Origin of the sequence: Micromonospora sediminimaris, assembly GCF_016863575.1 — a bacterium.
Taxonomy (GTDB): Bacteria; Actinomycetota; Actinomycetes; order Mycobacteriales; family Micromonosporaceae; genus Micromonospora; species Micromonospora sediminimaris.
Genome location: NZ_BOPD01000013.1, coordinates 170,337 through 196,351 on the forward strand (window position 1 = coordinate 170,337; position 26,015 = coordinate 196,351).

Annotated in this window: 20 protein-coding genes; 9 read left to right on the plus strand and 11 right to left on the minus strand. The window is 71.3% G+C overall.

What is annotated here, in order from left to right:
* Positions 1-15: 15 nt before the first annotated feature.
* A complete protein-coding gene (locus tag Vse01_RS12055) occupies positions 16-1,395 on the minus strand; it encodes an FAD-binding oxidoreductase (protein ID WP_093401999.1) in 1,380 nt (459 codons plus the stop codon).
* A 124-nt stretch (positions 1,396-1,519) separates the two neighbouring features.
* Between Vse01_RS12055 and Vse01_RS12060 the strand changes: the two genes are divergently transcribed.
* Positions 1,520-2,221, plus strand: a complete 702-nt coding sequence (locus tag Vse01_RS12060) for an RICIN domain-containing protein (protein WP_093402000.1) — start codon at positions 1,520-1,522, stop codon at positions 2,219-2,221.
* A gap of 24 nt (positions 2,222-2,245) precedes the next feature.
* Here Vse01_RS12060 and Vse01_RS12065 read toward each other — a convergent pair whose 3' ends face one another.
* The 3 genes from Vse01_RS12065 to Vse01_RS12075 are packed head-to-tail and all read right to left on the minus strand — an operon-like array spanning position 2,246 to position 6,123.
* On the minus strand, positions 2,246-2,713 hold the full coding sequence (locus tag Vse01_RS12065) for a DinB family protein (protein ID WP_093402001.1): 468 nt from the start codon (positions 2,711-2,713) through the stop codon (positions 2,246-2,248).
* A gap of 10 nt (positions 2,714-2,723) precedes the next feature.
* Entirely contained in the window at positions 2,724-4,676 is a 1,953-nt protein-coding gene (locus Vse01_RS12070; RefSeq protein WP_093402002.1) for a vWA domain-containing protein, read from the minus strand.
* Position 4,677: 1 nt separating this feature from the next.
* A complete protein-coding gene (locus tag Vse01_RS12075; RefSeq protein ID WP_093402066.1) occupies positions 4,678-6,123 on the minus strand; it encodes a sigma 54-interacting transcriptional regulator in 1,446 nt (481 codons plus the stop codon).
* Positions 6,124-6,211: 88 nt separating this feature from the next.
* Here Vse01_RS12075 and Vse01_RS12080 point away from each other — a divergent pair, with 88 nt between their 5' ends.
* Positions 6,212-6,667, plus strand: coding sequence for a GNAT family N-acetyltransferase (locus tag Vse01_RS12080; protein WP_093402067.1), 456 nt, complete (start codon positions 6,212-6,214; stop codon positions 6,665-6,667).
* 51 nt (positions 6,668-6,718) lie between these two features.
* Here Vse01_RS12080 and Vse01_RS12085 read toward each other — a convergent pair whose 3' ends face one another.
* The 4 genes from Vse01_RS12085 to Vse01_RS12100 all read right to left on the minus strand — a co-directional run bounded on the left by Vse01_RS12085 (position 6,719) and on the right by Vse01_RS12100 (position 10,779).
* Entirely contained in the window at positions 6,719-7,786 is a 1,068-nt protein-coding gene (locus Vse01_RS12085) for a hypothetical protein (protein WP_093402003.1), read from the minus strand.
* Between the two features lie 75 nt (positions 7,787-7,861).
* Positions 7,862-8,512, minus strand: a complete 651-nt coding sequence (locus Vse01_RS12090; RefSeq protein WP_093402004.1) for a response regulator transcription factor — start codon at positions 8,510-8,512, stop codon at positions 7,862-7,864.
* Positions 8,509-9,756 carry a sensor histidine kinase gene (locus Vse01_RS12095; RefSeq protein WP_093402005.1) on the minus strand — a complete coding sequence of 416 codons (1,248 nt, stop codon included), beginning with the start codon at positions 9,754-9,756 and terminating at the stop codon, positions 8,509-8,511. Before Vse01_RS12095 ends, Vse01_RS12090 begins: the two co-directional genes overlap by 4 nt.
* Positions 9,757-9,810: 54 nt before the next feature.
* Positions 9,811-10,779 (minus strand): aldo/keto reductase, encoded by a 969-nt coding sequence (locus tag Vse01_RS12100; RefSeq protein ID WP_093402006.1) that lies wholly within the window; start codon positions 10,777-10,779, stop codon positions 9,811-9,813.
* Between the two features lie 71 nt (positions 10,780-10,850).
* Here Vse01_RS12100 and mgrA point away from each other — a divergent pair, with 71 nt between their 5' ends.
* The gene (gene mgrA / locus Vse01_RS12105; RefSeq protein ID WP_093402068.1) at positions 10,851-11,846 is read left to right on the plus strand and encodes an L-glyceraldehyde 3-phosphate reductase; all 996 of its coding nucleotides are present in this window, start codon (positions 10,851-10,853) and stop codon (positions 11,844-11,846) included.
* 63 nt (positions 11,847-11,909) lie between these two features.
* Positions 11,910-12,911: a 2-hydroxyacid dehydrogenase gene (locus tag Vse01_RS12110; RefSeq protein ID WP_093402007.1), complete on the plus strand. Its 1,002-nt coding sequence runs from the start codon at positions 11,910-11,912 to the stop codon at positions 12,909-12,911.
* A 9-nt stretch (positions 12,912-12,920) separates the two neighbouring features.
* Here Vse01_RS12110 and Vse01_RS12115 read toward each other — a convergent pair whose 3' ends face one another.
* Positions 12,921-13,835, minus strand: coding sequence for an AraC family transcriptional regulator (locus tag Vse01_RS12115; protein ID WP_093402008.1), 915 nt, complete (start codon positions 13,833-13,835; stop codon positions 12,921-12,923).
* 81 nt (positions 13,836-13,916) lie between these two features.
* Here Vse01_RS12115 and Vse01_RS12120 point away from each other — a divergent pair, with 81 nt between their 5' ends.
* Positions 13,917-14,888, plus strand: coding sequence for an SDR family NAD(P)-dependent oxidoreductase (locus tag Vse01_RS12120; RefSeq protein WP_093402009.1), 972 nt, complete (start codon positions 13,917-13,919; stop codon positions 14,886-14,888).
* A gap of 66 nt (positions 14,889-14,954) precedes the next feature.
* On the opposite strand, the gene Vse01_RS12125 is transcribed toward Vse01_RS12120, so the two are convergent.
* Positions 14,955-16,382: an aldehyde dehydrogenase family protein gene (locus Vse01_RS12125; protein ID WP_093402010.1), complete on the minus strand. Its 1,428-nt coding sequence runs from the start codon at positions 16,380-16,382 to the stop codon at positions 14,955-14,957.
* 207 nt (positions 16,383-16,589) lie between these two features.
* Here Vse01_RS12125 and Vse01_RS12130 point away from each other — a divergent pair, with 207 nt between their 5' ends.
* From Vse01_RS12130 to Vse01_RS12145, 4 genes are all read left to right on the plus strand, one after another.
* Positions 16,590-17,426, plus strand: a complete 837-nt coding sequence (locus tag Vse01_RS12130) for a helix-turn-helix transcriptional regulator (protein ID WP_093402011.1) — start codon at positions 16,590-16,592, stop codon at positions 17,424-17,426.
* 150 nt (positions 17,427-17,576) lie between these two features.
* Positions 17,577-18,632 (plus strand): trypsin-like serine peptidase, encoded by a 1,056-nt coding sequence (locus tag Vse01_RS12135; protein ID WP_139233082.1) that lies wholly within the window; start codon positions 17,577-17,579, stop codon positions 18,630-18,632.
* A gap of 111 nt (positions 18,633-18,743) precedes the next feature.
* Positions 18,744-19,142: a carboxypeptidase-like regulatory domain-containing protein gene (locus tag Vse01_RS12140; protein WP_139233083.1), complete on the plus strand. Its 399-nt coding sequence runs from the start codon at positions 18,744-18,746 to the stop codon at positions 19,140-19,142.
* Between the two features lie 232 nt (positions 19,143-19,374).
* Positions 19,375-23,304, plus strand: coding sequence for a ThuA domain-containing protein (locus tag Vse01_RS12145; protein WP_093402014.1), 3,930 nt, complete (start codon positions 19,375-19,377; stop codon positions 23,302-23,304).
* Between the two features lie 573 nt (positions 23,305-23,877).
* Here the strand turns inward: Vse01_RS12145 and Vse01_RS29330 are convergent.
* Positions 23,878-25,263 (minus strand): transposase, encoded by a 1,386-nt coding sequence (locus Vse01_RS29330; RefSeq protein ID WP_232511048.1) that lies wholly within the window; start codon positions 25,261-25,263, stop codon positions 23,878-23,880.
* Positions 25,264-26,015 lie beyond the last annotated feature (752 nt).

The window sequence follows — 26,015 nt, forward strand, 5'->3', positions numbered from 1 at the left end:
CTCCGATCCGCTCGCTCATGCGCGTGTTACCGCCTTTTCGTACAGTCCGGTCAGCCGATGCTCCGGGTCGTACCGGTCCCGCACGGCGCGCCACGTCCCGCCGCCGTAGAGCCGGTCGAACGCATCCCGGTCGTAGTACGCGTCGGAATAGAGCGACTTGTGCCCGCCCGCCTCCGACACCGCGCGCTCGATCTCCCGGTTGACGTCGCCGTCGGCGGCGCCCTCGGCGATCGGCACGCTCCCCCAGAACCCGATGTTGACGTAGTCCTGCCCCGGCCGTAGCGGATACAGCGGCCAGGACCGGGCCGATCCCGGGCCGCCCGGCTCGCGCAGCCGCAGCGGACACAACCACACCGGCGTCATCCCGACGTTCGCGGCGAACCAGTGCAGGAACTCGGCGGTGCGCTCCAGTGGGATCTCCACGTCCTGCACGACCCGCTCCCGAGCCGGCTGGCCGCGCCACCTGTCGAGCCGGGCGGCGACCTGGTGCCGGTGCTCCAGGCGCACGATGCGGTGGTAGACGTCGCTGCGTCGCCACCTCGCCGGCCACAACCGTCGCACCACCGGATGCTGCGCACCGAACGCCGCCGAGCACCAGAACCAGTCGGTGTCCCAGCGCCACAGGTAGTCGTGGACGGTCAGCGCGTCGTGCGGGCGCTGGCGCAGCGAGCGGTAGTAGATCTCCTGGCCGGTGTAGTCGGAGACCGTCGGCACGTCGTCGGTGAAGCTGCCCAGCACCAGGTACGCCTCATCGGGGCTGAACATCACCCCGTCCATCGCGTCGACGCTCGCACCGGCCCACCGGCGGGTCGCGGTGATCTCGCCGATCGCCTCGGTCAACGCGGTCAGGTTGGTGAACCTCAGGTTACGCAGGGCCAGGTACCGGCGGACCGGTTGCAGCTCGATCCGCAGCCGGGTGGCGTACCCGAGGCTGCCCAGCGAGTTGGGGAAGGCCGCGTACAGGTCGGCGTGTGGGCCGTCGGGCCGGGCGGTGACCACCTCACCGGCGCCGGTGAGCACGTCCAGCTCGGTCACCGACTCGTGCGGCAGTCCGTTGCGGAACGAGGTCGACTCGATGCCCAACCCGGTCACCGCCCCACCGAGGGTGATGGTGCGCAGCTGGGGCACCACCAGCGGCATCAGGCCGTACGGCAGGGTCGCGGCGACCAACCGCTCGTAGGTGCACATGCCCTGCACGTCGGCGGTGCGGGCGACCGGGTCGACGCCCAGCACCCCGCCGAGACCACTGACGTCCAGGCCGGAGGCGGGGGCGCTGCGCGGACGGAACAGGTTGGAGGTGCGCTTGGCCAGCCGCACCGGCTGGCCGGGTGGCACCGCCGCATACGACCGTCGAAGCTGAGCCACTGCCAGGTCATGATCACGCACGGCGTGCATGGGATCACTTTACGCGGACTGGGAGCGCCCGGCGGGATGTCCACTGGAGGCGTTTCGCACCCGGATCAGGTTGGACGCCGGGGGTGACTGGTCGCCGCCGCCCACCGTGGGACAGGATGCCGGGATGTCGGAAACCGATGGATCGGGCACCGTCTACGGCAACCGCCGCCCCGCCGGGCTGCCCCGCGATCCGCTACTGGTCACGGCGCTGGCGGTCGGACTGGTCGGCGTACTGCTGGGGGTGCTGTTCGCCACCGGCGTGCTCGGCGGCGAACAGCCGCAGCCGACGCCGACGGCGGCTGCCCCCGCCCCGAGCACGGTGCAGGCCAGCCCGACCGAGAGCGCACCGGAACCCAGCCCCACCCGGTCCGAGCCGTCCCCCACACCGAGCCGCAGCGAGGATCCGGACGCGATCACCGGGCCGAAGGTGTTCCGTGGGGTCGGTTCCGGTCGCTGCCTCGGCCTCGACGGTGATGGTGAGAAGGCCGTCGCCAAGCTGGCCGACTGCAGCGGCGGGCCGGAGCAGCAGTGGGTGGTCAACGCCTTCGGCCCGGACACGGTGACGCTTACCAACGCCGCCCACAACCAGTGCCTCGACGTCGAGGGCCGCAGCGGTGACGACGGTGCCCGGTTGCAGCAGTTCGGCTGCCACGGCGAAGACAACCAGCAGTGGCGGCTACGACCTGTCGACGGCGGCGCGGCCGTGCTGGTGGCCGTGCACAGCGGCAAGTGCGCCCAGGCCCGCGACGGTAGCACCGGGGCCGGCACCGACATCGTCCAGGCACCCTGCGACGGCAACCCGGCCCAGCGCTGGACGCTCCAGTAGCGCCCCACCCATCAGGCAGCGTCGTCAGGGCCGGCGGCGCAGGGCGCGTAGCTCGTTCAGGTGTCGGGGCAGGTGCACGCGGGTGTGCAGATCGATCGTGCGGCCCCACGGCAGCGGCTCGTCGATGACGAGTTCGAACCCCTCGCGGAGGTGCGTCTCGACCGGGGTGTCCGCCGCCGCACCGAGCTGCGCCACCAGCGCCACCAGTTGGTCGCTGGTGGCGCGCAGCCGGGCGGCGAGCCCGTCGAGGCCGCCGCACTCGGCGGCCAGTTCGTCCAGTTCCGGCCGGTGGACCTCGTCCAGGTCGTAGAAGGCGTACGGCGAGCCGGCCAGCACCGCCTCGGTGGCCTCGCGCATCAGCTCGTCGCTGGCGACCAGGTGCGCCACGACCTGCTCGGCGCTGTACCGGTCGGGCGGAGGCGGCCCGAACCCGCCCGCGTCGACCTCGGCCAGCACCGCGTCGTACGCCCGCCGCAGCCCGTCGACCTCCACCCGGCCGAGCTTAGTGTCGGCCCCGGCGGGCCCGCAGGTAGTCGCTGACCACGTACTCGCCGAGGTCGTCGGCGTCCGGGGTGAAGACCCGTCCACCGCTGCGTCGGGCCACCGCGTCGACGAACCGGCGCAAACCGGGATCGTCGCCGAGCATGAAGAGGTTGAGGGTGGCCCCGTAGCGGCCGAGCCGGTCCACCTCCCGGACCGTCGCCTCGATCGTCTCCGGCGACGACGGCCAGGCGAACAGCGCCTCACCGTCGTCCGGGTCCAGGTGGGCGGTCGGTTCCCCGTCGGTGACCACCAGCACCACCGGCTCCGCGTCCGGATGACGCCGCAGGTGCCGGCCGGCCAGCCGCAACGCGTGTTGCAGGTTGGTCCCCTGCATCATGTCCGGCTCGACGGCGGCCAGTTCCTGCTGGGTCAGCGTCTCCGCCCGCCGGCCGAACCCGATGATCTGCAACGCGTCCTGCGGGAACCGGGTGGCCATCAGGTGCGCCAGGGCCAGCCCGGTCTGCTTCATCGGCCCCCACCGACCCTGCGAGATCATCGAGTACGACAGGTCGACGCAGAGCGCCACCGCCGCCGACGCCCGCCGTTCGGTCTCGACCACCTCGAAGTCCTCGACGGCCAGTTGCACCGGCACCCCCGGGCCGGCTCGGCGGACCGCCCGGGTCAGCGTCCGCACCACATCCAGCGGCTGCTCGTCGCCGTACTCCCAGGGCCGCGACGCCCCGGTCACCTCGCCGGCCGCCCCGGCCGAGCGCAGGTCGTGCTGGCCACGCGGACCGGCGGTCAGCTCGGCGAAGACCTGGCGCAGCGCGGTGCCGCCGAGGCGACGCAGCGCCTTCGGACTCAACGTCAGACCGTCGGCGTCCCGGGTCACCCAACCCTGTCGGCGCAGCTCCCGCTCCAGCTCCCGCAGGCGGCGTACGTCGTCGGCCGCGTCGCGGCCCAGCGTCCGGGCCACCGCGTCGACGTCGATGTCGTCAAGGGTCGCCCCGGGATGCGCCTGGCCCAACTGGTCGAGCAGGTCGTCCAGTTCGGCGATCTCGTCGAGCGCCCCGGTCGCCTCGCCGTAGCCCAGCGGGTGGCCACCCTGCGTCCGCTCACCCCGCCCCCAGCGCAGGTCGGGCCGGAGCGCCCGCAGGTTCCCCTCCAAAGCGGCCAGCTCACCGGCGAGCCGGTCACCGAGGGACTCGCGCATCAGCCCGGCCAGTTCCTCCCGCTGCCGCTCCGACAGCGAGTTCATCAGCCGCTGACCGGCCGCCGATCGGCGGGCCAGAATGTCGATCAGTTCGTCCACGTCGCGCGGGTTTTCGGGGAAGAAGTCGCCGTGCCGGCGCATGAACTCGGCGAACGCGTCGGTGGTGTCCTCGGCGCGGGCGTGCCGGGCCAGCAGGGCGTTGAGGTCCCGCATCATCTCGGCGACCTGCTCCTGCACCGCCGGGTCACCGGCCAGCCGCGCCGAGTCGCGCAGCCCGGCGAAGCGCTGGCCGAGCACGTCGTCGCGCAGCCCGTCGAGGATCCGCTGGTAGGTCTGCCGGGCCTCGTCGCTCGCCCACCGGTAGTCGGACAGGTCCCGCACCGCCTGCGCGGTCGAGCGGGGCAGGTCGTCGAGCACCGTCTCGGCGAACCGGGCCGCCTCGTCGTCGCGGCGGGCCAACTCGTCCCGCTCGGCGGCCAGCGCCTGATCGAGCAGCGCCCGCGCCCGCGTCACCGCTCCGTCGAGTTCACCCCGGCGCAACGCCTCGCGGCGCAGCCGGCGGGCGCGGGCGGTCAGCCCGTCCAGCCCACCACGGCCCTGCGGGCCCCGGCGCAGCAGATCCCGCAGCGCGTCCCGGAGGCTGCCGCCGGCCAGCACCTCCGCGCCGACCTGGTCCACCGCGGCCTGCACGTCGTACGGGGGCGCGAGCGGATCGGGGCCGCCGCGCCACTGCCCGTACCGGAACCGGTTGCCAGCCATCTCAGTCCCGGCCGCCGTAGCGGGTCCGCCCGCCGTCGGTGACGTCCTTGCCCAGCCGGCGGCTCAGATACAGCCCTTCGAGCACGAACTCGACGGCCGCCGCGGCCTGCCCGGTGGTCGGCGCGTCGCCGATCCCGAGCCGGTCGAGCACCTTGGCCAGCCCCGGCACCGTGCCCACCTGACGCAGCAGGTCAGCCGCCGACACCAACTCCCCGGTCTCGACCGCCTGCCCTTCCTCGACCAGCGCGGTGAAGCCGGACAGGTCCAGCCCGGCCAGTCGGGCCCGGAACGTCTCGGCGTTGGCGGTACGCAGCAGGTGACCGAGAAGTTCGACCTCCCGGCCCTCCTCGCCGCTCTCGAACTCCACCTTGCCGCGCAGCGTCGACGTCACCGACACCGCGTCGCCCACCCGCGCCACCGCCTCGGCCGACGGCAGTTCCGAGTCGGTGCCCAGCAGGCACGCCCGGCGCAGCGCGGCAGCGGCGACGGTCTCCGCCGCGGCGATGGCGAACCGGGCGGAGACACCGGAACGTGGGTCCACCGACGGCGACTCGCGTACCGCCCGGGCGAACCGGGCCAGCACCTCCAGCACGTGCTCCGGCACCTCGGCGACCAGGTCGGCCTCCTGCCGGATCAGGGCCAGCTCCAACTCCAGGTCGGTCGGGTAGTGGGTGCGGATCTCCGCGCCGAAGCGGTCCTTGAGCGGCGTGATGATCCGACCCCGGTTGGTGTAGTCCTCCGGGTTGGCGCTGGCCACCAGCAGCAGGTCCAGCGGCAGCCGCAGTTGGTAGCCGCGTACCTGGATGTCCCGCTCCTCCAGCACGTTGAGCAGCGCCACCTGGATCCGCTCGGCCAGGTCGGGCAGCTCGTTGACCGCGAAGATGCCCCGGTTGGTACGCGGCACCAGCCCGAAGTGGATCGTCTCGGGGTCGCCGAGCGTACGCCCCTGAGCCAGCCGGACCGGGTCCACGTCGCCGATCAGGTCGCCCACGCTGGTGTCCGGGGTGGCCAGTTTCTCCCCGTAACGCATCGAGCGGTGCAGCCAGCCCACCGGCAGGTCGTCGCCGGCCTCGGCGACAAGCGCCCGCGACGCCGGGGTGACCGGGTGCAGCGGGTGCTCGTTGAGCACCGAGCCGACGATCACCGGCGTCCACTCGTCAAGCAGCGTCACCAGCGACCGGATCAGCCGGGTCTTGCCCTGACCCCGCTCGCCGAGCAGCACCATGTCGTGCCCGGCGAGCAGCGCCCGCTCCACCTCCGGCAACACGGTGTCGTCGTACCCGACGATGCCGGCGAACCGCGGCGCGCCATCACGCATCCGGGCCCGCAGGTTGTCGCGCAGCTCCTGCTTGACGGTGCGGTAGCGGTGCCCGGCGGCGCGCAGCGCACCGAGCGTGGCGGGCAGGTCGGCCGGCGGGAGCGGCGAAACAGACGAAGACTCACTCACCCCGCCCACGCTAGCGCGCACCTGCCGCCGTCGACCCCTGTCGACCTGGCATGATCATGAACTCTGCCTGGATGAGGAGGAGGCGGTGGTGCTCTCCATCGATCGCGAACCCTGGGAGTCGACCGACGCCGTCCGGCTCCGCGCCGCCCAGCGAACCGAACTCGACGCCCGCTACGGCTGTGACGACCACGAGCCGGGCGAGGAGCCCACGGCCGACACGGTGAGCGTCTTCCTGATCGCCCGAGACCCCGGCGGCACCGCCGTGGGCTGCGGCGGCCTGCGCTTCCTCGCTGCCGGTTCCGCCGAGATCAAACGGATGTACGTCAGCCCGCCGGCCCGGGGCACCGGCGTCGCGACCGCCATCCTGCGCGCCCTGGAACAGGCCGCCCGCGACGCCGGGGTACGTACCCTGCTGCTGGAGACCGGCACCGCCCAGCCCGACGCGATGCGCTTCTACGAGCGGGAGGGCTACCGGCGCATCGACAACTTCGGGCCGTACCAGGGCGAACCGCTCTCCGTCTGCTACGCCCGCGACCTGCCGTGACAGCCCGGTCCGCCGCCCACCCCCGTGCCGGACGACGGACCGGGCCACCGGTCACCCCAGGTTGCAGCGACCGCAGATGCCCCGACGACGCAGGTGGTACGCGTACGTCGCGGCGCCGAGCGCAAGCCCCCAGAGCGGGAAGAACATCAGCGGGAGACCGGCCGCGCTGAGCCCGCGACCGGCCTGCCAGAACTCGGGGACGCTGAGCGCGTTCAGGCCGGCGGCGGTGGCCAGCACCGCAACCACCGTCGCCGGGATCACGGCCAGCCGCACCGGCACCGGCCGACCGCCCAGCCCCACCATCCAGCGGGGAAACCGCGCACCCCAACGCTGCGCCAGCCCCAGGGTGAGCACCGCGCCGACGGTGGCGAAGGCGCCCAGCCCGACCCCCGCCCAGACCGCGCCGCTCTGCCGCAACTCGGCGAGATCCTCCCGCGCGAGGCCGAGCGGGATGCCGGCCAGCCAGGCGAACCGGGTCAGCGCGTACCCGACGGGGATCACCGCCGCGACCCAGACGGCCCACCGGCCCCAGCGGGCCGCGGCCGCCGGGGTGGTCCAGCCCCGGTCGGTGCCGTCGCGGCCACACCCGACACAGCAACCGGCGGTACGCCGCTGCCACCTCAGCAGCACCCCGCTCAACAGCACCCCGCCGCACATCGCGGCGACGCGAGCGGTAAGCGCCCAGGTGAACACGTCTGCGTAATCCACAGGTGGCCAACCGAAGGGTGCACCGACCAGCAGCATCGGCGCGTAGCCGAGCAGGGCCAGCACCTGCAAGCCGGGCACCACCACGGCCAGCACGAACGCCACGGTCCAGCCGTAAGCGAGCAGCAGCATCCGCAGCGGGCCGGTGGGCGTGGTTCGGCGACTGGCCAGGACCAGCGCCACGGCGGTGAGCAGCATCCCGGCGAAGAACGACGGCCCGGCGTCCGTCGGGAGCAGCCGGAGCAGTGTCGAGTCGAGGTGCGGATCGTTGGCACCGAACGGGTAGCCGGTGCCGGTGATGGCCGCCACCAGAGCGAGCAGGCCCCACAGCCCGAGCCAACCGGCGGCAAGTGGGGCGAGCAGGCCGGGACGACGGGTCGTCCCACGGTGCTCGGGTAGGGCTACGTTTGTCATGAACCCAGCCTCGGCTGAGGTGCCCGCCCTGCCCTCCCGTACGGCGGTGAACCGTCTCCCCCGCGTGGGGGAAGCTCAGCCAGCGGGTGTGACGAACCCCGACTCGTACGCGGCGATCACCGCCTGGGTGCGGTCACGCACCCCGAGCTTCGTCAGCACGTTGCCGACGTGCGTCTTCACCGTCTCGACCCCCACCACGAGGCGGGCGGCGATCTCCGGATTGGACAGTCCGGCGGCCATCAGCCGCAGCACCTCGCCCTCCCGTTCGGTGAGCCGGGCCGTCCGCAGCCCGTCGGCGTTCCGCCGCCCGTACGCACCGACCAGCCGCCGGATCGCGGCCGGGAAGAGCAGCGACTCACCGCGCGCCACCACCCGTACCGCCTCCACCACCTCGGCCGGCCGGGCCCGCTTGAGCAGGAAGCCACTCGCCCCGGCGCGCAGCGCGTCGTAGACGTACTCGTCGTTGGCGAAGGTGGTGATGACCAGCACCCGGGGCGGCTCGGCGGAGGTGGCCAGCAGACGCCGGGTGGCCTGGATGCCGTCGATCCTGGGCATTCGCACGTCCATCAGCACCACCTGTGGGCGGTGCCGGGCGACCAGCGGCGGTACCTCCGCACCGTCTGCGGCCTCGGCGACGACCCGCAGGTCCGGCTGGGCGTCGAGGATGGTCCGCAGCCCGATCCGGACCAGTTCGTCGTCGTCGACGATCAACACTGCCACGCTCATCCGTCCGCCCCGATCGGCAGCCGCACCCGTACCCGCCATCGTCCTCCGTCCATTTTGGCGGTGATCTGGCCGCCGAGCAGCAGCACCCGCTCCCGCATGCCGATCAGCCCCCGCCCACCACCCGGCACCGCCGCGCCACCGGACGGCGGCTGAGCCACTCCGTTCTCCAGCTCGATCTCCAGGCCGTCCGGCGACACGTCCACCCGCAGGGTCACCGGCCCGTGGCCGTGCCGGGCTGCGTTGGTCAACCCCTCCTGCACGATTCGGTAGCCCTCCCGGGAGACCGCCGCCGGCAGGGCGTCCAGCGACCCACTGCCGCGGCTGCGTACCGAGGTGCCGGCGGCCCGGGTGTCGGCGATCAGTCCGTCCAGGTCGGACAGGGTCCGCTGGGGGGTACGGGCCGCCGGTTCCCCGGTCTCCCGCAGCAACCCGAGCACCTGGTCGAGATCGTCCATCGCACGCCGCGCGGTCTCCTCGATGGCGCCCAGCGCCCGGCGAACGAACTCCGGGTCGCCGTCGAGCACCTCGCGGGCGGCGCCGGCCTGGAGGGTGGCGACGGTAAGCGCGTGGCCGACCGAGTCGTGCAGCTCCCGGGCCAGCCGGTTGCGTTCGGCCAGCCGCGCGGCCCGGGCCTCCAGCGCCGCGATCCGCTCGGCCGACGCCGGTCCCAGCAGCGCCGGAGCCATCGACGCGGCGAGCGCACCGAGCCCGGCCACGACGTAGCCGAGTGCGACCAGCACGAGCAGCCCGACGAGCGTCAACCAGCCGCTGTCACCGGCGTGGAGCGGCCCGAACCGCTCGGCGCCGGTCATTCCGACGTCCACACCCGCCTGCGCGGCGATGAACGCCAGCGCCATCGGCACCGCGCTGAACAGCGCGGCCACCACCAGCGCGCCGCTGATCAGGTGCAGTCCGATCCAGAGCGCGGCGCGCAACCGGGTCTCCCGGTCGAGTCGGTGACCGGGCAGCGGCTCGGGCAACTCGACCCCGAGCAGCCCACGGACCGCCGCGATCTCCAGCGCGCGACTACCGCCGAGGAAGATCGGTACGACGGCGATGGTGGCCGCCGGCACCAGCAGCACCAGGACCAGCGGCCAGGGCACCCCGGAGGTGGTGAACAGCTGCGCGAAGGCCACCAGCAGCAACGCGTACGGCAGCGCGAGCACGCCACCGAGCAACAGGAACACACCGCGCCGCCAGGTGGAGCCGGCGACCAACGGACGCAGCGGCGCGGGAGGATTCATCGCCTCATGATGCCGATGCCCCGCCCGCCGGTCACCGCCACCTGGGCCGCACGGTCAGCCGCGTACCCGGGACCTGACGAACTGCGGTATCGCGGCCAGCCCGGTGACCGGTCGGAACGCACGGGCCGCGTTGACAAGCGCGGCGTACTCGTCCTCGGTCAGATCGATCTCCGCGGCGGCGGCGTTCCGCTCCATCTGCTCCACGCTGGACGCGCCGGGAATCGCCACCACGTTCGGGTGACGCAGCACGTACGCCAGGGCGATCTGGCTCGGTGTCGCGTCGTGCGCGGCGGCCACCTGGCGCAGCGTCTCGATCAGCGCGCTGCCGCGTTCCAGGTTCTCCGGCAGGAAGTACAGGTTGGCCCGCCGGATGGCGCCGACCGGCGGATGGTTCGCGTCGTACCGCCCGGAGAGAAAGCCCTGTGCCAGCGGGCTGTACGCGATGACCAACCGGCCGGCCTGCTCGGCGTACCGGAGAAGATCCTCCTCCGGTTTGCGGTCCAGCATGCTGTAGCGGACCTGGTTGCTGAGCACCCGCCGGCCCAGCGCCGTCTCCGCCACCTGCCAGCGCCGCAGGCTGTAGTTGCTCACCCCGACCTCGGCGACGAGACCGACGTCCTGCAACGCGCGCATCCCGCGCATGGTCCGCTGGTCGCTGACCACGGGGTTGGGTTGGTGCACCTGGTAGAGGTCGATGCTGGTGACGCCGAGCCGAGCAGCCGAGGCGACCGCCCGCTGCTGCACCACCGACGCGACCGGCAGCACCGGCAGGATCTTGGTGGCGACAGCGACCTTGTCCCGGTCGGCGGCCAGCGCCGCACCGAGGAGCCGTTCGCTGCGACCGAAGCCGTAGACCTCGGCGGTGTCGAAGAGAGTCACGCCCAGCTCGACGGCGCGCCGGACGATGGTCGCCGCCAGCCGTTCGTAGTCCGGGCCGTACCCCCACTCCCGGGAACCGAACTGCCACGTACCGAGGCCGATCCTGGACAGGGGCTTCGGGGTGTCGAGCCGCACGTAACGCATGGGTCGACGCTACCCGTCGCGGCGCACCACGGCCGCAGCTCGACTCAACGACCGGACCGCGGGCTATGGTCATGATCGTGACCTACCTCGCCGCCGACACGCGCTATGACCAGATGGCCTACCGACGCAGCGGAGCCAGCGGGCTCCGGCTGCCCGCGATCTCGCTCGGCCTGTGGCACAACTTCGGGCCGGACCGCCCCGTCGAGCGCCAGCGCGACATCGTGCGGCGCGCCTTCGACCTTGGCGTCACCCATTTCGACCTGGCCAACAACTACGGACCGCCGCCCGGTTCCGCCGAGGAGAACTTCGGCCGGATGCTCGCCGGTGACCTCAAGCCGTACCGCGACGAGCTGGTCATCTCCAGCAAGGCCGGCTACCTGATGTGGCCCGGTCCGTACGGCGAGTGGGGTTCCCGTAAGAATCTGATCTCCTCGCTCGACCAGTCGCTGCGCCGGCTCGGCCTGGACTACGTCGACATCTTCTACAGCCACCGGTACGACCCGGACACCCCGCTGGAGGAGACGATGGGGGCCCTCGACGCCGCCGTCCGCTCCGGCAAGGCCCTCTACGTCGGCATCTCCAACTACACCTCGGAGCAGACCGAGCGGGCCGCGGCGATTCTGCGCGACCTGGGCACCCCGTTGCTGATCAATCAGCCCGCGTACTCGATGTTCAACCGGTGGACCGAGCAGGACGGGCTGCTCGACACGCTGGAGCGGGTCGGTGCCGGCTGCATCGCCTACAGCCCGCTGGCCCAGGGTCTGCTCACCGACCGCTACCTCGACGGCATCCCGGCCGACTCCCGGGTCCGCACCAGCGTCTTCCTGAACGAGAGCGATGTGAACGAGCAGCGACTGGCCACCATCCGGGGGCTGGCCGCCATCGCCCAGCGCCGGGGCCAGTCCCTCGCGCAGCTCGCGCTCGCCTGGGCACTGCGCGACCCTCGGATGACCAGCCTCATCATCGGTGCCAGCAGCGTGCCGCAGCTGGAGGCCAACATCGCCGCGGTGGAGAACCTCGACCTGACCGCCGAGGAGCTCACCGAGATCGACGCCCAGTTGACCTGACGGGTCGTCGGACCCTGTCCCTGGGCCGGTGTCCGGCCTTAGCGTGGACGGTGGAGGTGGCCCATGCGAGTGGCAGTGTTCAGCACCAAGCCGTACGACCGGACGTTCCTCACCGAGGCGAACGCCGCAGCCGGTCATGAGCTGACCTTCCTGGAGCCGAGGCTCACCGCACAGACCGCCCGCCTCGCCGAGGGGTCGGACGCGGTCTGCGCCTTCGTCAACGACGACCTCTGCGCCGAGGTGCTCGACCAGCTCGCCGAGGTCGGCGTCCGGGTGGTGGCGCTGCGCTCGGCCGGTTTCAACAACGTCGACGTGGTCACCGCCCGCAAACTGGGCCTGACCGTGGTGCGGGTGCCGGAGTACTCGCCGCACGCGGTGGCCGAGCACACCGCCGGCCTGATCCTCGCCCTGAACCGCAAGATCCACCGCGCCTACAACCGGGTACGCGAACACAACTTCGCCCTCGCCGGCCTGCTCGGCTTCGACCTGCACGGCCGTACGGTGGGCATCGTCGGCACCGGGCGGATCGGTGTCTGCGTCGCCCAGATCATGGCGGGTTTCGGTTGCCGGGTGCTGGCCAGCGACCCGTACCCGAACGACGCGGCCCGCGCCGCCGGCGTGGAGTACGTGCCGCTGGAGCAGTTGCTCGCCGAGTCCCACATCGTCACCCTGCACTGCCCGCTCACTCCGGACACCCAGCACCTGATCGACGCCGAACGCATCGCCCTGCTCCGCGACGGCGTCATGTTGATCAACACGGGTCGGGGCGCGCTGGTCGACACCCGGGCCGTGATCAATGGCCTCAAGAGCGGCCGGATCGGCTACCTCGGCCTCGACGTGTACGAGGAGGAGAGCGACCTGTTCTTCGAGGACCGCTCCGAACGGGTCCTCGGTGACGACGACTTCGCCCGTCTCACCACCTTCCCCAACGTGCTCATCACCGGGCACCAGGCGTTCTTCACCGAGGACGGCCTGCACAACATCGCCGAGACCACCCTCACCAACCTCTGCGCCGTCGAACAGGACGGCCCGGACGCCGTCCCCACCGCAGCTCGGGTCTGCTGACTCCCGGCGTCAGCGGGGCCGAGCGAGGCGGCGGTAGGCACGCGGCGAGTGGCCGGTGACGCGCTTGAAGGCGACGCTGAGGGCGCTCTCGGAGCCGTAGCCCACGAGTTGCGCGATGCGGGCCAGGGTGTCGTCGGTCCGGCGGAGCCGGTCGGCGGCGAGTTCCACCCGCCAGTCGGTGAGGTACTCCAGCGGGGCTCGGCCGACCACCGCCCTGAACCGTGCCGCCAGGGTCGAGCGGGAGACCGAAGCGGCCCGGGCCAGCTCCGCCACCGTCCACTGGTGTGCCGGCCGCTGGTGCAGCTCCCGCAGCGCCACGGCGACCACCGGGTCACCGAGGCCGGCCAGCCAGCCGGTGGCCGATCCGGCGGCACCGGCGAGATGGTGGCGGAGCATCTGGATCAGCATGACGAGAGCGAGATGCTCGGCGACGAGGCCGGCGGCGACCCGCTGTTGTCGTAGTTCCCGGTCGACCTGGTCGATGGCCCAGTGCAGGGTGGCGGCCTCAGCGGCCGCCCCGGGCACGTGGACCAGCGGGGGCAGGGCGTCGAGCAGCAGCGTACGGGCCCGTTCGCCGAAGTGGAACGCACCACCGACGGCTGCGAAGTCGTCGCCCGTCCCGGCCCGGGCCACCCCGCCCGTCGCCGCCAGGAAGATCGGTCCGGCCGGCACCGGGACCGCCTCCGGGTCACTGAAGAGGGTGTACGGCCGGGAACGGGTCAGCAGGTAGCAGTCGCCGGCCACGAGGGGCAGCGAGTCGGCGGACCCGTCGAGGCGCAGCCAGCAGCGCCCCCGGCGGACCGCGTTGAACTTGATCCCCGCAGGTGCCTCGAACTCGACCGCCCAGCTGCCGCCCGCCTCCATACTGGCGGAGAGGTGGCCGGTGGCGCCGACAAGAGTCAGCACGTCGTGCAGCGGATCCACCCCTACTCCCTGGACTTACACTAAAGATGACTGGACGCGAAACCATAGTACGTCCAACCTGGGGCACCTAACGTTGCCGTCATGGACGACAACACGAAGACCCGCTCCCGGGTCGTCACCCCGTTCGGGCCCCGGACGACAGCTGCGGAGGTACTGGACGGCGTCGACCTCACCGGCCGCCGGATCATCGTCACCGGCGGTGCCTCCGGCCTCGGCACCGAGACCGTACGCGCCCTGGTCGGCGCCGGGGCGGAGGTGACCATCGCCATCCGTCGCCCCGCCGCCGCAGCCGGCCTGGTCGAGGAGATGTCAGCCCGCTCGGGCTCGGCCCACGCCGCCCCGCTGGACCTGTCCGACCTGACCTCGGTCGCCGCCTTCGTGGCGGACTGGCAGGGACCTGTGGATGCCGTCATCGCCAACGCCGGGATCATGGCCGTGCCGAACCGTGAGCTGACCGCTCAGGGCTGGGAGGCGCAACTCGCCACCAACCACCTCGGGCACTTCGCGCTCGTCACCGGCCTGCACGACAACCTCCGCGCCGCCGGTTCGGCCCGTGTCGTCCTGGTCAGTTCGGGTGCGCACCTGCGGGCACCCTTCGACTTCGCCGATCCGCACTTCGAGCAGCGCGCGTACGACCGTTGGTCGGCGTACGGCCAGTCGAAGACCGCGACGGTGCTGTTCGCCGTCGGCGTCGCCAACCGTTGGGCGGACGACGGAATCGTCGCCAACGCCGCCAATCCCGGTTACATCCTGACCAACCTCCAGCGGCATCTCGACGACGAGACGATGCGAGCCTTCGGGGTGCTCGACGAGGCCGGCAACCGGGTGCCGTTGGACTACTACAAGACGCCCGAGCAGGGCGCTTCGACCTCGGTCCTGCTGGCCGCCTCACCGCTCGTCGAGGGCGTCACCGGGCGGTACTTCGAGGACAACCAGGAGGCCGAGGTGGCGCCGGTGCCGGAGGAGGCCGAGGCGGGGGTCGCCCCGCACGCCCTCGACCCGGCGGCGGCGGAGCGCCTGTGGAGGTACTCGGAGCAGGCCGTCGCCGCCTGAACCGCCGTTGTCACCCTGTCGTGGCCGGGAGAAACACGACGTTCCTCCCGGCCACGGCGGCCCCGGTCAACGCTGGATGGACTTGGTCTCCAGGAACTCCTCCAGACCGGCCCGGCCGAACTCACGGCCGTTGCCGGACTGCTTGTAGCCACCGAACGGGGCGTACGGGTTCCAGTGGCCGCCGTTGACGTCGACCTGACCGGCCCGCAGTCGACGGGCGACGGCGAGCGCGTGCCCGGGCTCACCGAAGACGCCGGCGGTGAGGCCGTACATCGTGCCGTTGGCGATCTCCACGGCCTCGTCCTCGTCGGCGTACCCGATGATGGTCAGGACCGGGCCGAAGATCTCCTCCTGGGCGACGGTGGAGTTCGGGTCGACCTCGGCGAAGATGGTCGGCCGCACGTAGGCCCCCTGCTCCAGCCCGTCGGGCCGGCCGGGACCACCGAACACGAGTTTCGCCCCGTCGGCGATACCGCGCTCGATGTAGCTGTTGACCTTGCGCCGGTGGGCCTCGTACGCCATCGGGCCGATCCGGGTGGTCTCGTCGCGCGGATCCCCGACCGGGTACTGGGCCGCGGCGGCCACCGCCAGGCGCACGACCTCGTCCTGGCGCGACGCCGGAACCAGCATCCGTGGCCACGCGCCGCAGACCTGGCCGCCGTTGGCGAACGTCATCATCACCCCGGTCTCCACCGCCCGGGGCAGGTCGGCGTCGTCGAGGATCACGAGAGCACCCTTGCCACCGAGTTCGAGCGCGACCCGCTTGACGGTCTCGGCGGCGACGGCCGAGATGCGCCGCCCGGCCCTGGTGGAGCCGGTGAAGGAGATCATGTCGATGTCCGGATGCGCCGAGATCGCCTCACCGACGACGTCGCCCGTGCCGTAGACCACGTTGAACACGCCGGCCGGCAGACCCGCCTCGGTGGTCACCTCGGCGAGGATCCGCGCGGTCAGCGGCGCCACCTCCGACGGCTTGAACACCACCGTGTCGCCCGCGATCAGGGCGGGTGCCAGCTTCGACACGATCTGCTGCAACGGGAAGTTCCAGGGAGTGATCGCCCCCACCACACCGATCGGCTCGCGGACGATCAGCGAGTTGCCGACCTCCTCGGTCCACTCGAAGTCCTCGGCCAACGTGGCGAACGAATCGGCGACCGCGATCGGGAAGCCGACCTGGGCGGTCCGGGACATGCTCAGCGGCGAACCCATCTCGGCGGTGATCGCCGTGGCGATCTCCTCGCTCCGCTCGCGCAGGCCGGCGCTGATGCGTCGCAGCACGGCGGCGCGCTCGACGGGTGGGGTGGCCGACCAGCCGGGGAAGGCGGCCCGCGCTGCGGCGACGGCCCGGTCCACGTCTTTGGCGGTGCCGGCGGGCACCTCGGCGACGATCTCCCCGGTAGCGGGGTTGCTGACGGTGATGGTCTGGACGGATCCGGCAGGGGCCACCTCGCCGTTGATCCAGTGTCCGGTGGGCGTGTGGGTGTTGGTCGTCATGGATCCGAGTCTTGGCTGGTCACCCGGGGCCAACCAGGCACAGCCGATCCGTGGCTGGCAGGTCGCCGGTCGGCTGCCCCGATCCCCGGACAACCGGCACCTGGCTGCCCCGTGCCAGCTCGTGCCAGCCTGGGAAACAGCCCCGGACCTGCGGTTGTTGGGCAGTTGGAGACCGCGCACCGGCGGTGGGAAGCAGAAGGAGCCGTCATGGACCGCGCTCGACTCGCCGAGTTCCTGCGGAGCCGACGCGAGGCACTACAGCCCGAGGACGTCGGGTTGCCCCGTGGGCACCGCCGGCGGCGTACCGGCGGGCTTCGCCGCGAGGAGGTCGCCGCCCTCAGCGACATGTCAGCCGACTACTACAGCCGGATCGAGCAGCAGCGCGGCCCACGCCCGTCGGAGCAGATGCTCGCCTCGATCGCCCGGGGACTGCGGCTGTCCGTGGCGGAACGGGATCACCTGTTCCGGCTCGGTGGATATCCGGCACCGCAGCGGATCCGGCGCAACGACCACGTCAACCCCGGCATGATGCGCGTCTTCGACGGCCTCGGCGATGTCGCCGCCCAGGTGGTGAGCGATCTCGGTGAGACACTGACGCAGACCCGGCTGGCCAGTGCACTGCTCGGCGACGACACCCGGCACACCGGCCTGGCGCGCAGCCTGCACTACCGCTGGTTCACCGATCCGGACGTCCGACGCATCCACCCCGAACAGGACCATCCGGCGCAGAGCCGCGCCATCGCCGCTGATCTGCATCGCGCGTACACCCGTGACGGTCGCGACTCGCGAGCCGGGGAGATCGTGCACGCCCTGCTGGCCCGGAGCCCGGAATTCGCCGAGCTGTGGCGCGCACATCCCGTCGGCGGGGCGTACTGCGCACCCAAGCGCATCCAGCACCCGGAGGTCGGGCTGCTCGAACTGCACTGCCAGGTCCTCGTTGACCCCGACCAGTCGCAGCTGTTGCAGGTCTTCACCGCCGTCCCGGGCAGCGAGAGCCACCACAAGCTCCGGCTCCTGTCGGTCGTCGCCGGCCAGTCGATCTGACTCGCCCGGCGGTACGCCACGCCGGCACGGTACGCGATCTGTCCGAAACCGAACGTAGCGGTGTCGACGGACAGACACACACGAGTGTGGATCAACCTGGTCGATATAGCTTGCCATCTGAAGCGTCCAGCTTCGATGAGGAGGGCTCTCGTGACGTCCACACCGCCCAGCAGATCCCGACCGAGGAGCATCCTCGCGATCGGGATCACCGCCGTCCTGGCGTCGGCGCTCGCCGCCGCACCGGCGACCGCCGCGTCGACCGCCCAAGCCCCGACCACCGCCGCCCGCACCGACGTGCACGGCGCGGTCGCCGACTCGGGTGTCGTACCCGCCGCCGTCGCGCTGCCCTCCGTGCAGCGCGGCCTCGATGGCGTACGGGGTTCCGGCGCCTCCGGATCGGCCGGCACCGGCAAGGCCGGACCGGGAGGCAGCCGGTTCGATGCCGGTGGCCGTCCCGCCGCGCCCGACGGCGACTCGATCGGCATCCAGAGCGTCATCGGCACCGACAACCGGGTGCGGGTCGACCCGACCACGGTCTTCCCGTCCAGCGCCATCGTGCAGATCGTCCGCACCACCAACGGCAGCACCTGGGGCTGCACCGGCTGGCTCTACGGCCCGAGCATCATCGCCACCGCCGGGCACTGCGTGCACCCGGGCGGCGGCCAGAACGGCGGCGGCGGCAACAACTTCTACCCGCGCGGAGACTTCCAGATCATCCCGGGCCGCAACGGGGCGTCGACGCCGTACGGCACGTGCACCGCCACCCAACTCCTCTCGGTCACCGGCTGGACCCAGAGCGGCGACGAGACGTACGACTACGGCGCCATCCGGCTGAGCTGCGCTGCCGGCAACAGCACCGGCTGGTTCGGCATGTGGTGGCAGAGCGCCTCGCTCACCGGCACCGCGACCACCGTCAGCGGCTACCCGTGCGACAAGACCTTCGGTCAGCAGTGGCGACACGCCGGGCAGACCGTCACGGTCACCCACGCCCGGCAGGTCTTCTACCAGAACGACACGTTCGGCTGCCAGAGCGGCAGCCCGGTCTACCAGACCCGCGCCGCCGGCAGTTCGTACTGTGTCGGGCAGTGCGTGATGGCGATTCACGCGTACGGCCTGCACGGCTCCTCGCCACACTCCACAAACAACCACGGCACCCGCATCACGGAGAGCGTCTTCAACAATCTGATCACCTGGCGTAACAGCTGACCCGAGGTGCCCGTGCGGGTGGGCCGGCGAGCAGCCACCCACCCGCACGGAACCGTCACCACCTCGGGCACGTCCCAGATACTGTCCGTCATCGCCAGTGAGGAAGCAGTCATGAGCCGTAAGCGCCTCGGGGTGCTCGCACTCCTGATCGCCGCGCCGTTGCTGATCGGGGCGAGCCTGCTGGCCTTCGGCGGAGACGACCCGGTCTCCGATGACGGGCCACCGGCCCCGCCGGGTCGCACCAACCCGGCCGGCACCGTGACCGGCACCGTCACCACCCCGGCCGGCGAACCGGTGCGTCAGGCGTCCGTGCAGGTGACCCCGCTTGGCGAGCCGGCACCGGCGATCCCCGAGATCGGCGTCCTGACCGGAGACGCCGGCCGCTACGAGTGGCGACTTCCGCCGGGCCGGTACGAGATCGTGGTCAGCACCGGCGAGCAGCACAGCGCGCCGCAGACCGCGACCGTGACCGCCGACCAGGTCACCCGCCTGGACTTCACCCTCCCCTGAACGGGCCCCCTGCGACGGGATTCGTCAGTCAGCCCTGACCTGCCGAGATAACGCTCTCACGAAGATGGCTGGAGAGCTTGACGCGCCCGTGATGCGGCCGTAACGATGTATGCGCATGTCTCACGCTCGCACCGGCGACGGCGCGTTGAGCGGGCCGCGAGCATGCGCGGCACCACCACCTTCACCCCACCAGGCGTGATCGGCGCACGCCGTCCTCGAAAGGACGACCACCGTGCGCAGATCTCTGAGATCGTGGCTCGGCGCCGTACTGAGCGCGATCCTCGTGGCCGGCGGCATCGTCGCCGCGCCACCCGCGGCCAGCGCCGCACCGTTCACCGTGCTGGTCTTCAGCAAGACCGCCGGATTCCGGCACGGATCCATCGTGCCCGGCATCGCCGCCATCCAGCAGCTCGGCGCGGCCAACGGGTTCACCGTCGAGACCACCGAGGACGCGGCCCAGTTCACCGACGCCAACCTGGACCGCTTCGCCGCGGTGATCTGGCTGTCCACCACCGGTGACGTGCTCAACGCCACCCAGCAGGCAGCGTTCGAGCGGTACATCCAGGGCGGCGGCGGGTACGTGGGCGTACACGCCGCCGCCGACACCGAGTACGAGTGGCCCTGGTACGGCGGACTGGTCGGGGCGTACTTCGCCTCGCATCCGGCCAACCAGACCGCGACCATCAAGGTCGCCGACCAGGTGCACCCGTCCACCGCCGCGCTGCCGCAGCGCTGGACCCGGTTGGACGAGTGGTACAACTACCGCACCAACCCCCGGGGCAGTGTGCACGTGCTCGCCACCCTGGACGAGAGCACCTACAGCGGCGGCGGAAACGGGTACGACCACCCGATCTCCTGGTGCCACAACTACTCCGGCGGCCGGGCCTGGTACACCGGGCTCGGGCACACCGACGAGTCGTACACCGAGCCGAACTTCCGTACCCACCTGCTCGGCGGCATCATGAGCGTGGCCGGCGCGGCCGAGGCCGACTGTGGCGGCACCGTGACCAGCAACTTCCAGCAGGTCGAGCTGGCGAAGGGCGCGGCTGAGACGGGCGAGCCGATGAGCCTCACCGTGCTGCCGGACCGGGGCGTGTTCCACACCTCCCGTAACGGCGTGATTCGGCACACCGACGCGGCCGGCAACACAAAGGTCGCCGCCACGCTGCCGGTCTACACCGGCGACGAGGAGGGCCTGCAGGGCATCAAAGTCGACCCGAACTTCGCCACCAACCGCTGGGTGTACGTGTTCTACGCGCCACCGCTGGACACCCCCGGTGGCGGGGCGCCGACCACCGGTACGCCGGCGGACTTCGCCCGGTGGGACGGCGTCAACCGGCTGTCCCGGTTCACCGCCAACGCGGACAACACCATCAACCTGGCCAGCGAAACGCTGATCCTGGATGTGCCGACCAGCCGGGGCATGTGCTGCCACGTCGGTGGTGACATGGACTTCGACGCGGCCGGCAACCTGTACCTGTCCACCGGCGACGACACCAATCCGTTCGAGTCGAGCGGCTTCACCCCGATCGACGAGCGAGCCGGCCGCACCCCGGCCTTCGACGCCCAACGCACCTCGGGCAACACGAACGACCTGCGCGGCAAGGTGCTGCGGATCAGGCCGAGCGCGGCCGGCGGGTACACCATCCCGGCCGGGAACATGTTCGCGCCGGGCACCGCGCGGACCCGCCCGGAGATCTACGCGATGGGTTTCCGAAACCCGTTCCGGATGAGCGTGGACAAGGAGACCGGCGTCGTCTACCTGGGCGACTACGGTCCGGACGCGGGCACCGCCGACCCCAACCGCGGCCCGGCGGGCAACGTGGAGTTCGCCCGGATCGACCGGCCCGGCTTCTACGGCTGGCCGTACTGCACTGCCCGCAACGACGCCTACAACGACTACACCTTCCCGTCCGGCCCGTCCGGCCCGAAGTTCGACTGCGCCAACGGGCCGGTGAACAACTCGCCCAACAACACCGGTCTCACCCAGCTGCCGCCGGCCATCCCGGCCTGGCTGCCGTACGGCGGCTCCGGCTCCCCGCCGGAGTTCACAGGTGGCGGCCTGTCCCCGATGGGCGGCCCGGTGTACCGGTTCGACCCGGACAACACCTCCGACGTGGCGTTCCCGGAGTACTACGACGGGACGTACTTCGCCGGCGAATTCGGCCGCCGCTGGATCAAGAACATCAAGCTCGACTCGGCCGGCCAGCCGCTGAAGATCAACCCGTTCCCGTGGACCGGCACCCAGGTCATGGACATGGAGTTCGGCCCGGACGGCGCGCTCTACGTGCTCGACTACGGCACGGGCTGGTTCAACGGCGACGCCAACTCGGCCCTCTACCGGATCGAGTACGCCCGCGAGGGCAGAGCCCCACGGGCGGTCGTCTCGGCCACCCCGACCAGCGGCGTCGCACCGCTGACCGTGCAGTTCTCGTCGACCGGCACGCTCGACCCGGACGGCGACCCGTTCACCTACGCCTGGGACTTCGACAACAACGGCACCACCGACTCGACCACGGCGAACCCGACGTTCACCTACACCACCCACGGCACCTTCACCCCGACCCTGACCGTCCGGGACAGCACCGGCAAGGTCGGTACCGCGAGCACCGTCATCACGGTCGGCAACAGCGCCCCGGTGGTCACCGTGAACACGCCGTTGCACGGGTCCACGTTCACCTTCGGCGACGCCGTACCGTTCAGCGTCACGGTCACCGACGCGCAGGACGGTCCGATCGACTGCGCCCGGGTGAAGGTGAACTACGTGCTCGGCCACGACTCGCACGGCCACCAGATCAGCAGCGTGCAGGGCTGCTCCGGGGTCATCCAGACCTCGGTCGACGGTGAGCACGACACCGCGGCGAACATCTTCGGCATCATCGACGCCGAGTACACCGACCTCGGTGGCGCCGGTCAGCCACCGCTCACCACGCACACCCAAGCCGTCCTTCAGCCCCGGGTGCGCCAGGCCGAGCACTTCGGCGACTCGTCCGGCGTCCAGGTCGTCACCCCGGGCGGCGCGCACGGCGGCGCGGCGATCGGGTACATCGACAACAACGACTGGATCTCGTTCCACCCGTACAACCTGACCGGCATCCAGTCGTTCAGCGCCCGGGTCGGTGCCCCGACGGGCGGCGGCGGCACCCTCGAACTGCGGGTCGACTCGCCCACCGGACCGCTCGTCGGTCAGGCGACGGTGGTGCCGACCGGCGGGTACGCCACGTTCGCCACGGTCACCGGCGGAATCACCGCCCCGACCGGTACCCGCACCCTCTTCCTGGTCTTCAAGGGCACCGGACCGTACTTCGACATCGACGAGTTCACCCTCTCGACCGGACCCGGCGGTGGACCCGGACCCGACCCGGAACCGGGCGCAAACCTGGCCCGGGGCAAGCCGGCCCGCGCCTCAAGCGTGCAGGACGCCTTCGTCGCCGGGAACGCGTTCGACGGTGCGGTCGGCACCCGGTGGGCCAGCGAGTTCAGCGACCCGCAGTGGATCGACGTGGACCTCGGTGCCACGTACGACATCAACCGGGTCAAGCTGACCTGGGAGGCGGCGTACGGCAGCGGGTACCAGATCCAGACCTCGCCGGACGGGGTCAACTTCACCACCATCCGCACCGTGACCGGCGGCGACGGTGGCGTTGACGACCTCACCGGCCTGACCGGCTCCGGCCGGTACGTCCGGCTCGCCGGCACCACCCGCGGCACCGGCTGGGGCTACTCCCTGTTCGAGTTCGAGGTGTACGGCGGCACCAGCGGGCCGCAGCCGGGCACCAACCTGCTGCTGAACAAACCGACGCTGACGTCCAGCGACGAGGGGGCCGGCATGTCCGGCGCCCAGGCGGTGGACGGCAGCCTCACCACCCGCTGGTCGTCGGCGTTCTCCGACCCGCAGTGGATCCGGGTCGACCTCGGCAGCCCCACCCCGATCGGCCGGGTCAAGCTGAGCTGGGAGGCGGCGTACAGCAGTTCGTACCGCATCCAGACCTCGAACGACGGCACCACCTGGGTCGACGTGAAGACGGTGACCGGGGCCGACGGCGGCGTGGACGAGCACACCGCGCTCGGTGCGAATGGCCGCTACCTGCGGATCTACGGCACCGCCCGGGGTACCGCGTGGGGTCACTCGCTCTGGGAGCTGGAGGCGTACGCCAGCTGAGCCGAACCACCACCGACGTGGCCGGCGCGGGAGACCGTGCCGGCCACGGCATGTCAGGCCCCTGACGCTACGGCGGCTCTCGCAGCAACAAGATTCCTGCCGTCCCGCCCCGAGAATCGGGACGAATAAGCCTTGTCCATCACCACGCGACCGGCCACCACGATCCCCGCACCGGCGCCCTCCGTACCCCCGGCTCGTCTTCGCACTCCCCCACGACCTGGCGGTCCTGGACGGTGGATGGTGGCCGCGGTCCTGGGACCCACCCGCCGAACTCCCGGCCTCATCATCGCCCTCGGACCGGACCCGATCAGGCGAACCGCCGTCCCGTCCGCCGGTGCCAGCAAGGTCGACCTGTGTCACCGGCAACCTCGCTCTGTGCGGCGCAGCATCAGATGCAACCCCATCATCGAGCAGCAACGTGGGGCGATCGTGTGAGCACACCGGTGAGCACGATGAACAGGAATCGGCATTGGTCGATGACCAATGCCGATTTCTCGTGTTTTGACCGTTCTGTGGGCAGGGTGGTTTGGCGGTGTGGTGGGGGTGTGTTCGTGGTGGTGTGGGTGAGGGTTGTCATTTGCCCTTGTGGACGGCGTTTTTGCGGATGATCGGGTAGCGGGTTCGGCGTTTGCGGCGTTTCCCGGCGGGGCGGCCGGGTCCGGGGTGTCCGGGTTTCGGGTGGCCTGGTGGTTGCCAGGCGTTGCGCAGAGCGGGCGAAACCTGCCGGCGTGTCTGGCCGGGGGTCGGGCTGGTGGTGGTGGCGGGTTCCCAGGGCAGCCGGTGGTGGGTGATGTGGGTGCGGGCGCAGAACAGGTGTAGGTAGGCGTAGGCGTGCAGGCGTAGCCAGGTGGTCAGGGTGCCGGGCTGGCGGGGGTGGAAGTCCGGTGCCTGGGCGGTGCTCTTGAGATATCGGAAGTAGTGCTCGATGTCGAAGCGGGCCAGGTAGGTCATGACCAGGGTGAGCAGGTCGCGGCGGCGGCCGGAGTACCAGAGAGCGAGGTCGCCGGCGCGGCGGCTGGGGCGCAGGTGCTGGACCCGGGCGAGTAGCACGCTGCCCTCGACGATCGGGAGGGTGCCCTGGCCGGTGAAGCCCCGGCTGGCGCGGGTGAGTTTGGGATGGACCTGATGCCAGGCCCGGACGGTGACGGTGCCGTAGATACCGACCGGGCCGCTGACACCGGCATCCGGGGGCAGGCCGGGCTCGCGCAGAGTGAGGCGGAACCCGTGCCGGCGGGGCCGGCCTCCGAGGGGGTGAGCGGCCCGGTGTTCGGGCCGGGTCCACATGGTCTGCGAGGTCGCCAGCCTGACCAGCACGTCCGCGGGAATCCCGCGCTCGCGCAGCAGATGGGTGATCCGGGCCGCGGGATAACCGGAGTCCAGCAGAAACAGTGACGGGTCGGCCGGGCGGGCGCCGTCCTGGGCGCAGACTCGGGTGATGTGGTCCACGGTGACCTCCACCAGATCGTCGTCGGAGGCGATCCGGTCGGCCAGCACCGGCACGACCCACGAGTCCGGGGTCAGAGACAGCCGGACGACATGCTGATACCGCCACCCCGTCTTGATCAGCGCCGTGCCGCGGGGCCCGCCGGGGGTGTACTGCGGCTGCCGGTCCGGGCTGGTGGCTGCGTTCGGCCGCGGCCACGCGGTGGTGTCAACGGCATACACCCGCGGCAGACCGGACCGCGTGGCGATCTCGCACGCCGCCCGTAACGCCCGACCGGTGTCGATCTCGCCGTCACGTAACGCCCGGTACGCCGCAGCGTGCCCGGTGACCGTGCTCAGCGACAGATGCGCCGGGCAACCACACCGGCCCTGACCAGCGGCCAACTCGTCGACCAGCGAGAACAACGTCCGTGACCGGGATGCGAGAACGCCCCCGTACAACTCCCGCCGCCACGCATCCAACAAGACCCGGCCCAGCTCGCTGTCACCGGCACCGGCAGCCGTTACGCTACTCATCGAGGACCCTGCCCATTGATGATCTTTGTGTGAGAACTCAGATCATGGACAGGGTCCTCCCCATTCCGCTAGACCTCGACCACCACGAATCCCCCCGATGGTCAAAACACGAGAATCGGCATTGGTCGATGACCAATGCCGATTTCGCCTGCGTAAACAAGGGGTGGAGCCGAGGGGACTCGAACCCCTGACCTCCACACTGCCAGTACGACAACAGTTCTGTCACGCGGTACCCCGGGATGCCGACAGGTGCTTTGAACAGGGAAAACCCTCCGGGGGAAGTCACACCCCCTGTCGCTACGTATCGGGCAGTGGCGGCTATTTGATCTTGAGCTGTGACCATCGATGTGACCAAACTGAGTGTGGGAGGCTTCGTGCCACCCCGTCCGGCCACCGCTGCCCGCACCCGGCCGGCGGTCCGAAGTGGCAGATGTTGCCGGCATTAGCAGGTACAGGCCCATGAACACGTCGCCGACGAGATCCGCCGCGACGACCTCCGTCGTCCGTGGCAGGTAGGTGGCACCCCGCCGGTCCATGCCCTTACGTCACATCCCAGGTGATCAACCCGGCCGCGTCCGCGCAGCAGCGACGCCGACACCCCCCTCTGGGCGCCGGTCAGGTCGTGCCGCCTCGTCAGCGCTATGGCGGCCACGAGGTCTCCGGTATTCAGGTTCATCTTGGTGAACCCTCAACCGGAGACCTCGCTATCTATCGATCACCGACACGCCGCACCCGACTTCGAGACACTGCCT

What these genes read in the sequence shown, in the direction of transcription:
- Vse01_RS12055 (WP_093401999.1), bottom strand. Translation starts at nt 1,395, where the DNA reads ATGCACGCCGTGCGTGATCATGACCTGGCAGTGGCTCAGCTTCGACGG.
- Vse01_RS12060 (WP_093402000.1), top strand. Translation starts at nt 1,520, where the DNA reads ATGTCGGAAACCGATGGATCGGGCACCGTCTACGGCAACCGCCGCCCC.
- Vse01_RS12070 (WP_093402002.1), bottom strand. Translation starts at nt 4,676, where the DNA reads ATGGCTGGCAACCGGTTCCGGTACGGGCAGTGGCGCGGCGGCCCCGAT.
- Vse01_RS12085 (WP_093402003.1), bottom strand. Translation starts at nt 7,786, where the DNA reads ATGACAAACGTAGCCCTACCCGAGCACCGTGGGACGACCCGTCGTCCC.
- Vse01_RS12090 (WP_093402004.1), bottom strand. Translation starts at nt 8,512, where the DNA reads ATGAGCGTGGCAGTGTTGATCGTCGACGACGACGAACTGGTCCGGATC.
- Vse01_RS12095 (WP_093402005.1), bottom strand. Translation starts at nt 9,756, where the DNA reads ATGAATCCTCCCGCGCCGCTGCGTCCGTTGGTCGCCGGCTCCACCTGG.
- Vse01_RS12100 (WP_093402006.1), bottom strand. Translation starts at nt 10,779, where the DNA reads ATGCGTTACGTGCGGCTCGACACCCCGAAGCCCCTGTCCAGGATCGGC.
- mgrA (WP_093402068.1), top strand. Translation starts at nt 10,851, where the DNA reads ATGATCGTGACCTACCTCGCCGCCGACACGCGCTATGACCAGATGGCC.
- Vse01_RS12110 (WP_093402007.1), top strand. Translation starts at nt 11,910, where the DNA reads ATGCGAGTGGCAGTGTTCAGCACCAAGCCGTACGACCGGACGTTCCTC.
- Vse01_RS12120 (WP_093402009.1), top strand. Translation starts at nt 13,917, where the DNA reads ATGGACGACAACACGAAGACCCGCTCCCGGGTCGTCACCCCGTTCGGG.
- Vse01_RS12125 (WP_093402010.1), bottom strand. Translation starts at nt 16,382, where the DNA reads ATGACGACCAACACCCACACGCCCACCGGACACTGGATCAACGGCGAG.
- Vse01_RS12130 (WP_093402011.1), top strand. Translation starts at nt 16,590, where the DNA reads ATGGACCGCGCTCGACTCGCCGAGTTCCTGCGGAGCCGACGCGAGGCA.
- Vse01_RS12140 (WP_139233083.1), top strand. Translation starts at nt 18,744, where the DNA reads ATGAGCCGTAAGCGCCTCGGGGTGCTCGCACTCCTGATCGCCGCGCCG.
- Vse01_RS29330 (WP_232511048.1), bottom strand. Translation starts at nt 25,263, where the DNA reads ATGAGTAGCGTAACGGCTGCCGGTGCCGGTGACAGCGAGCTGGGCCGG.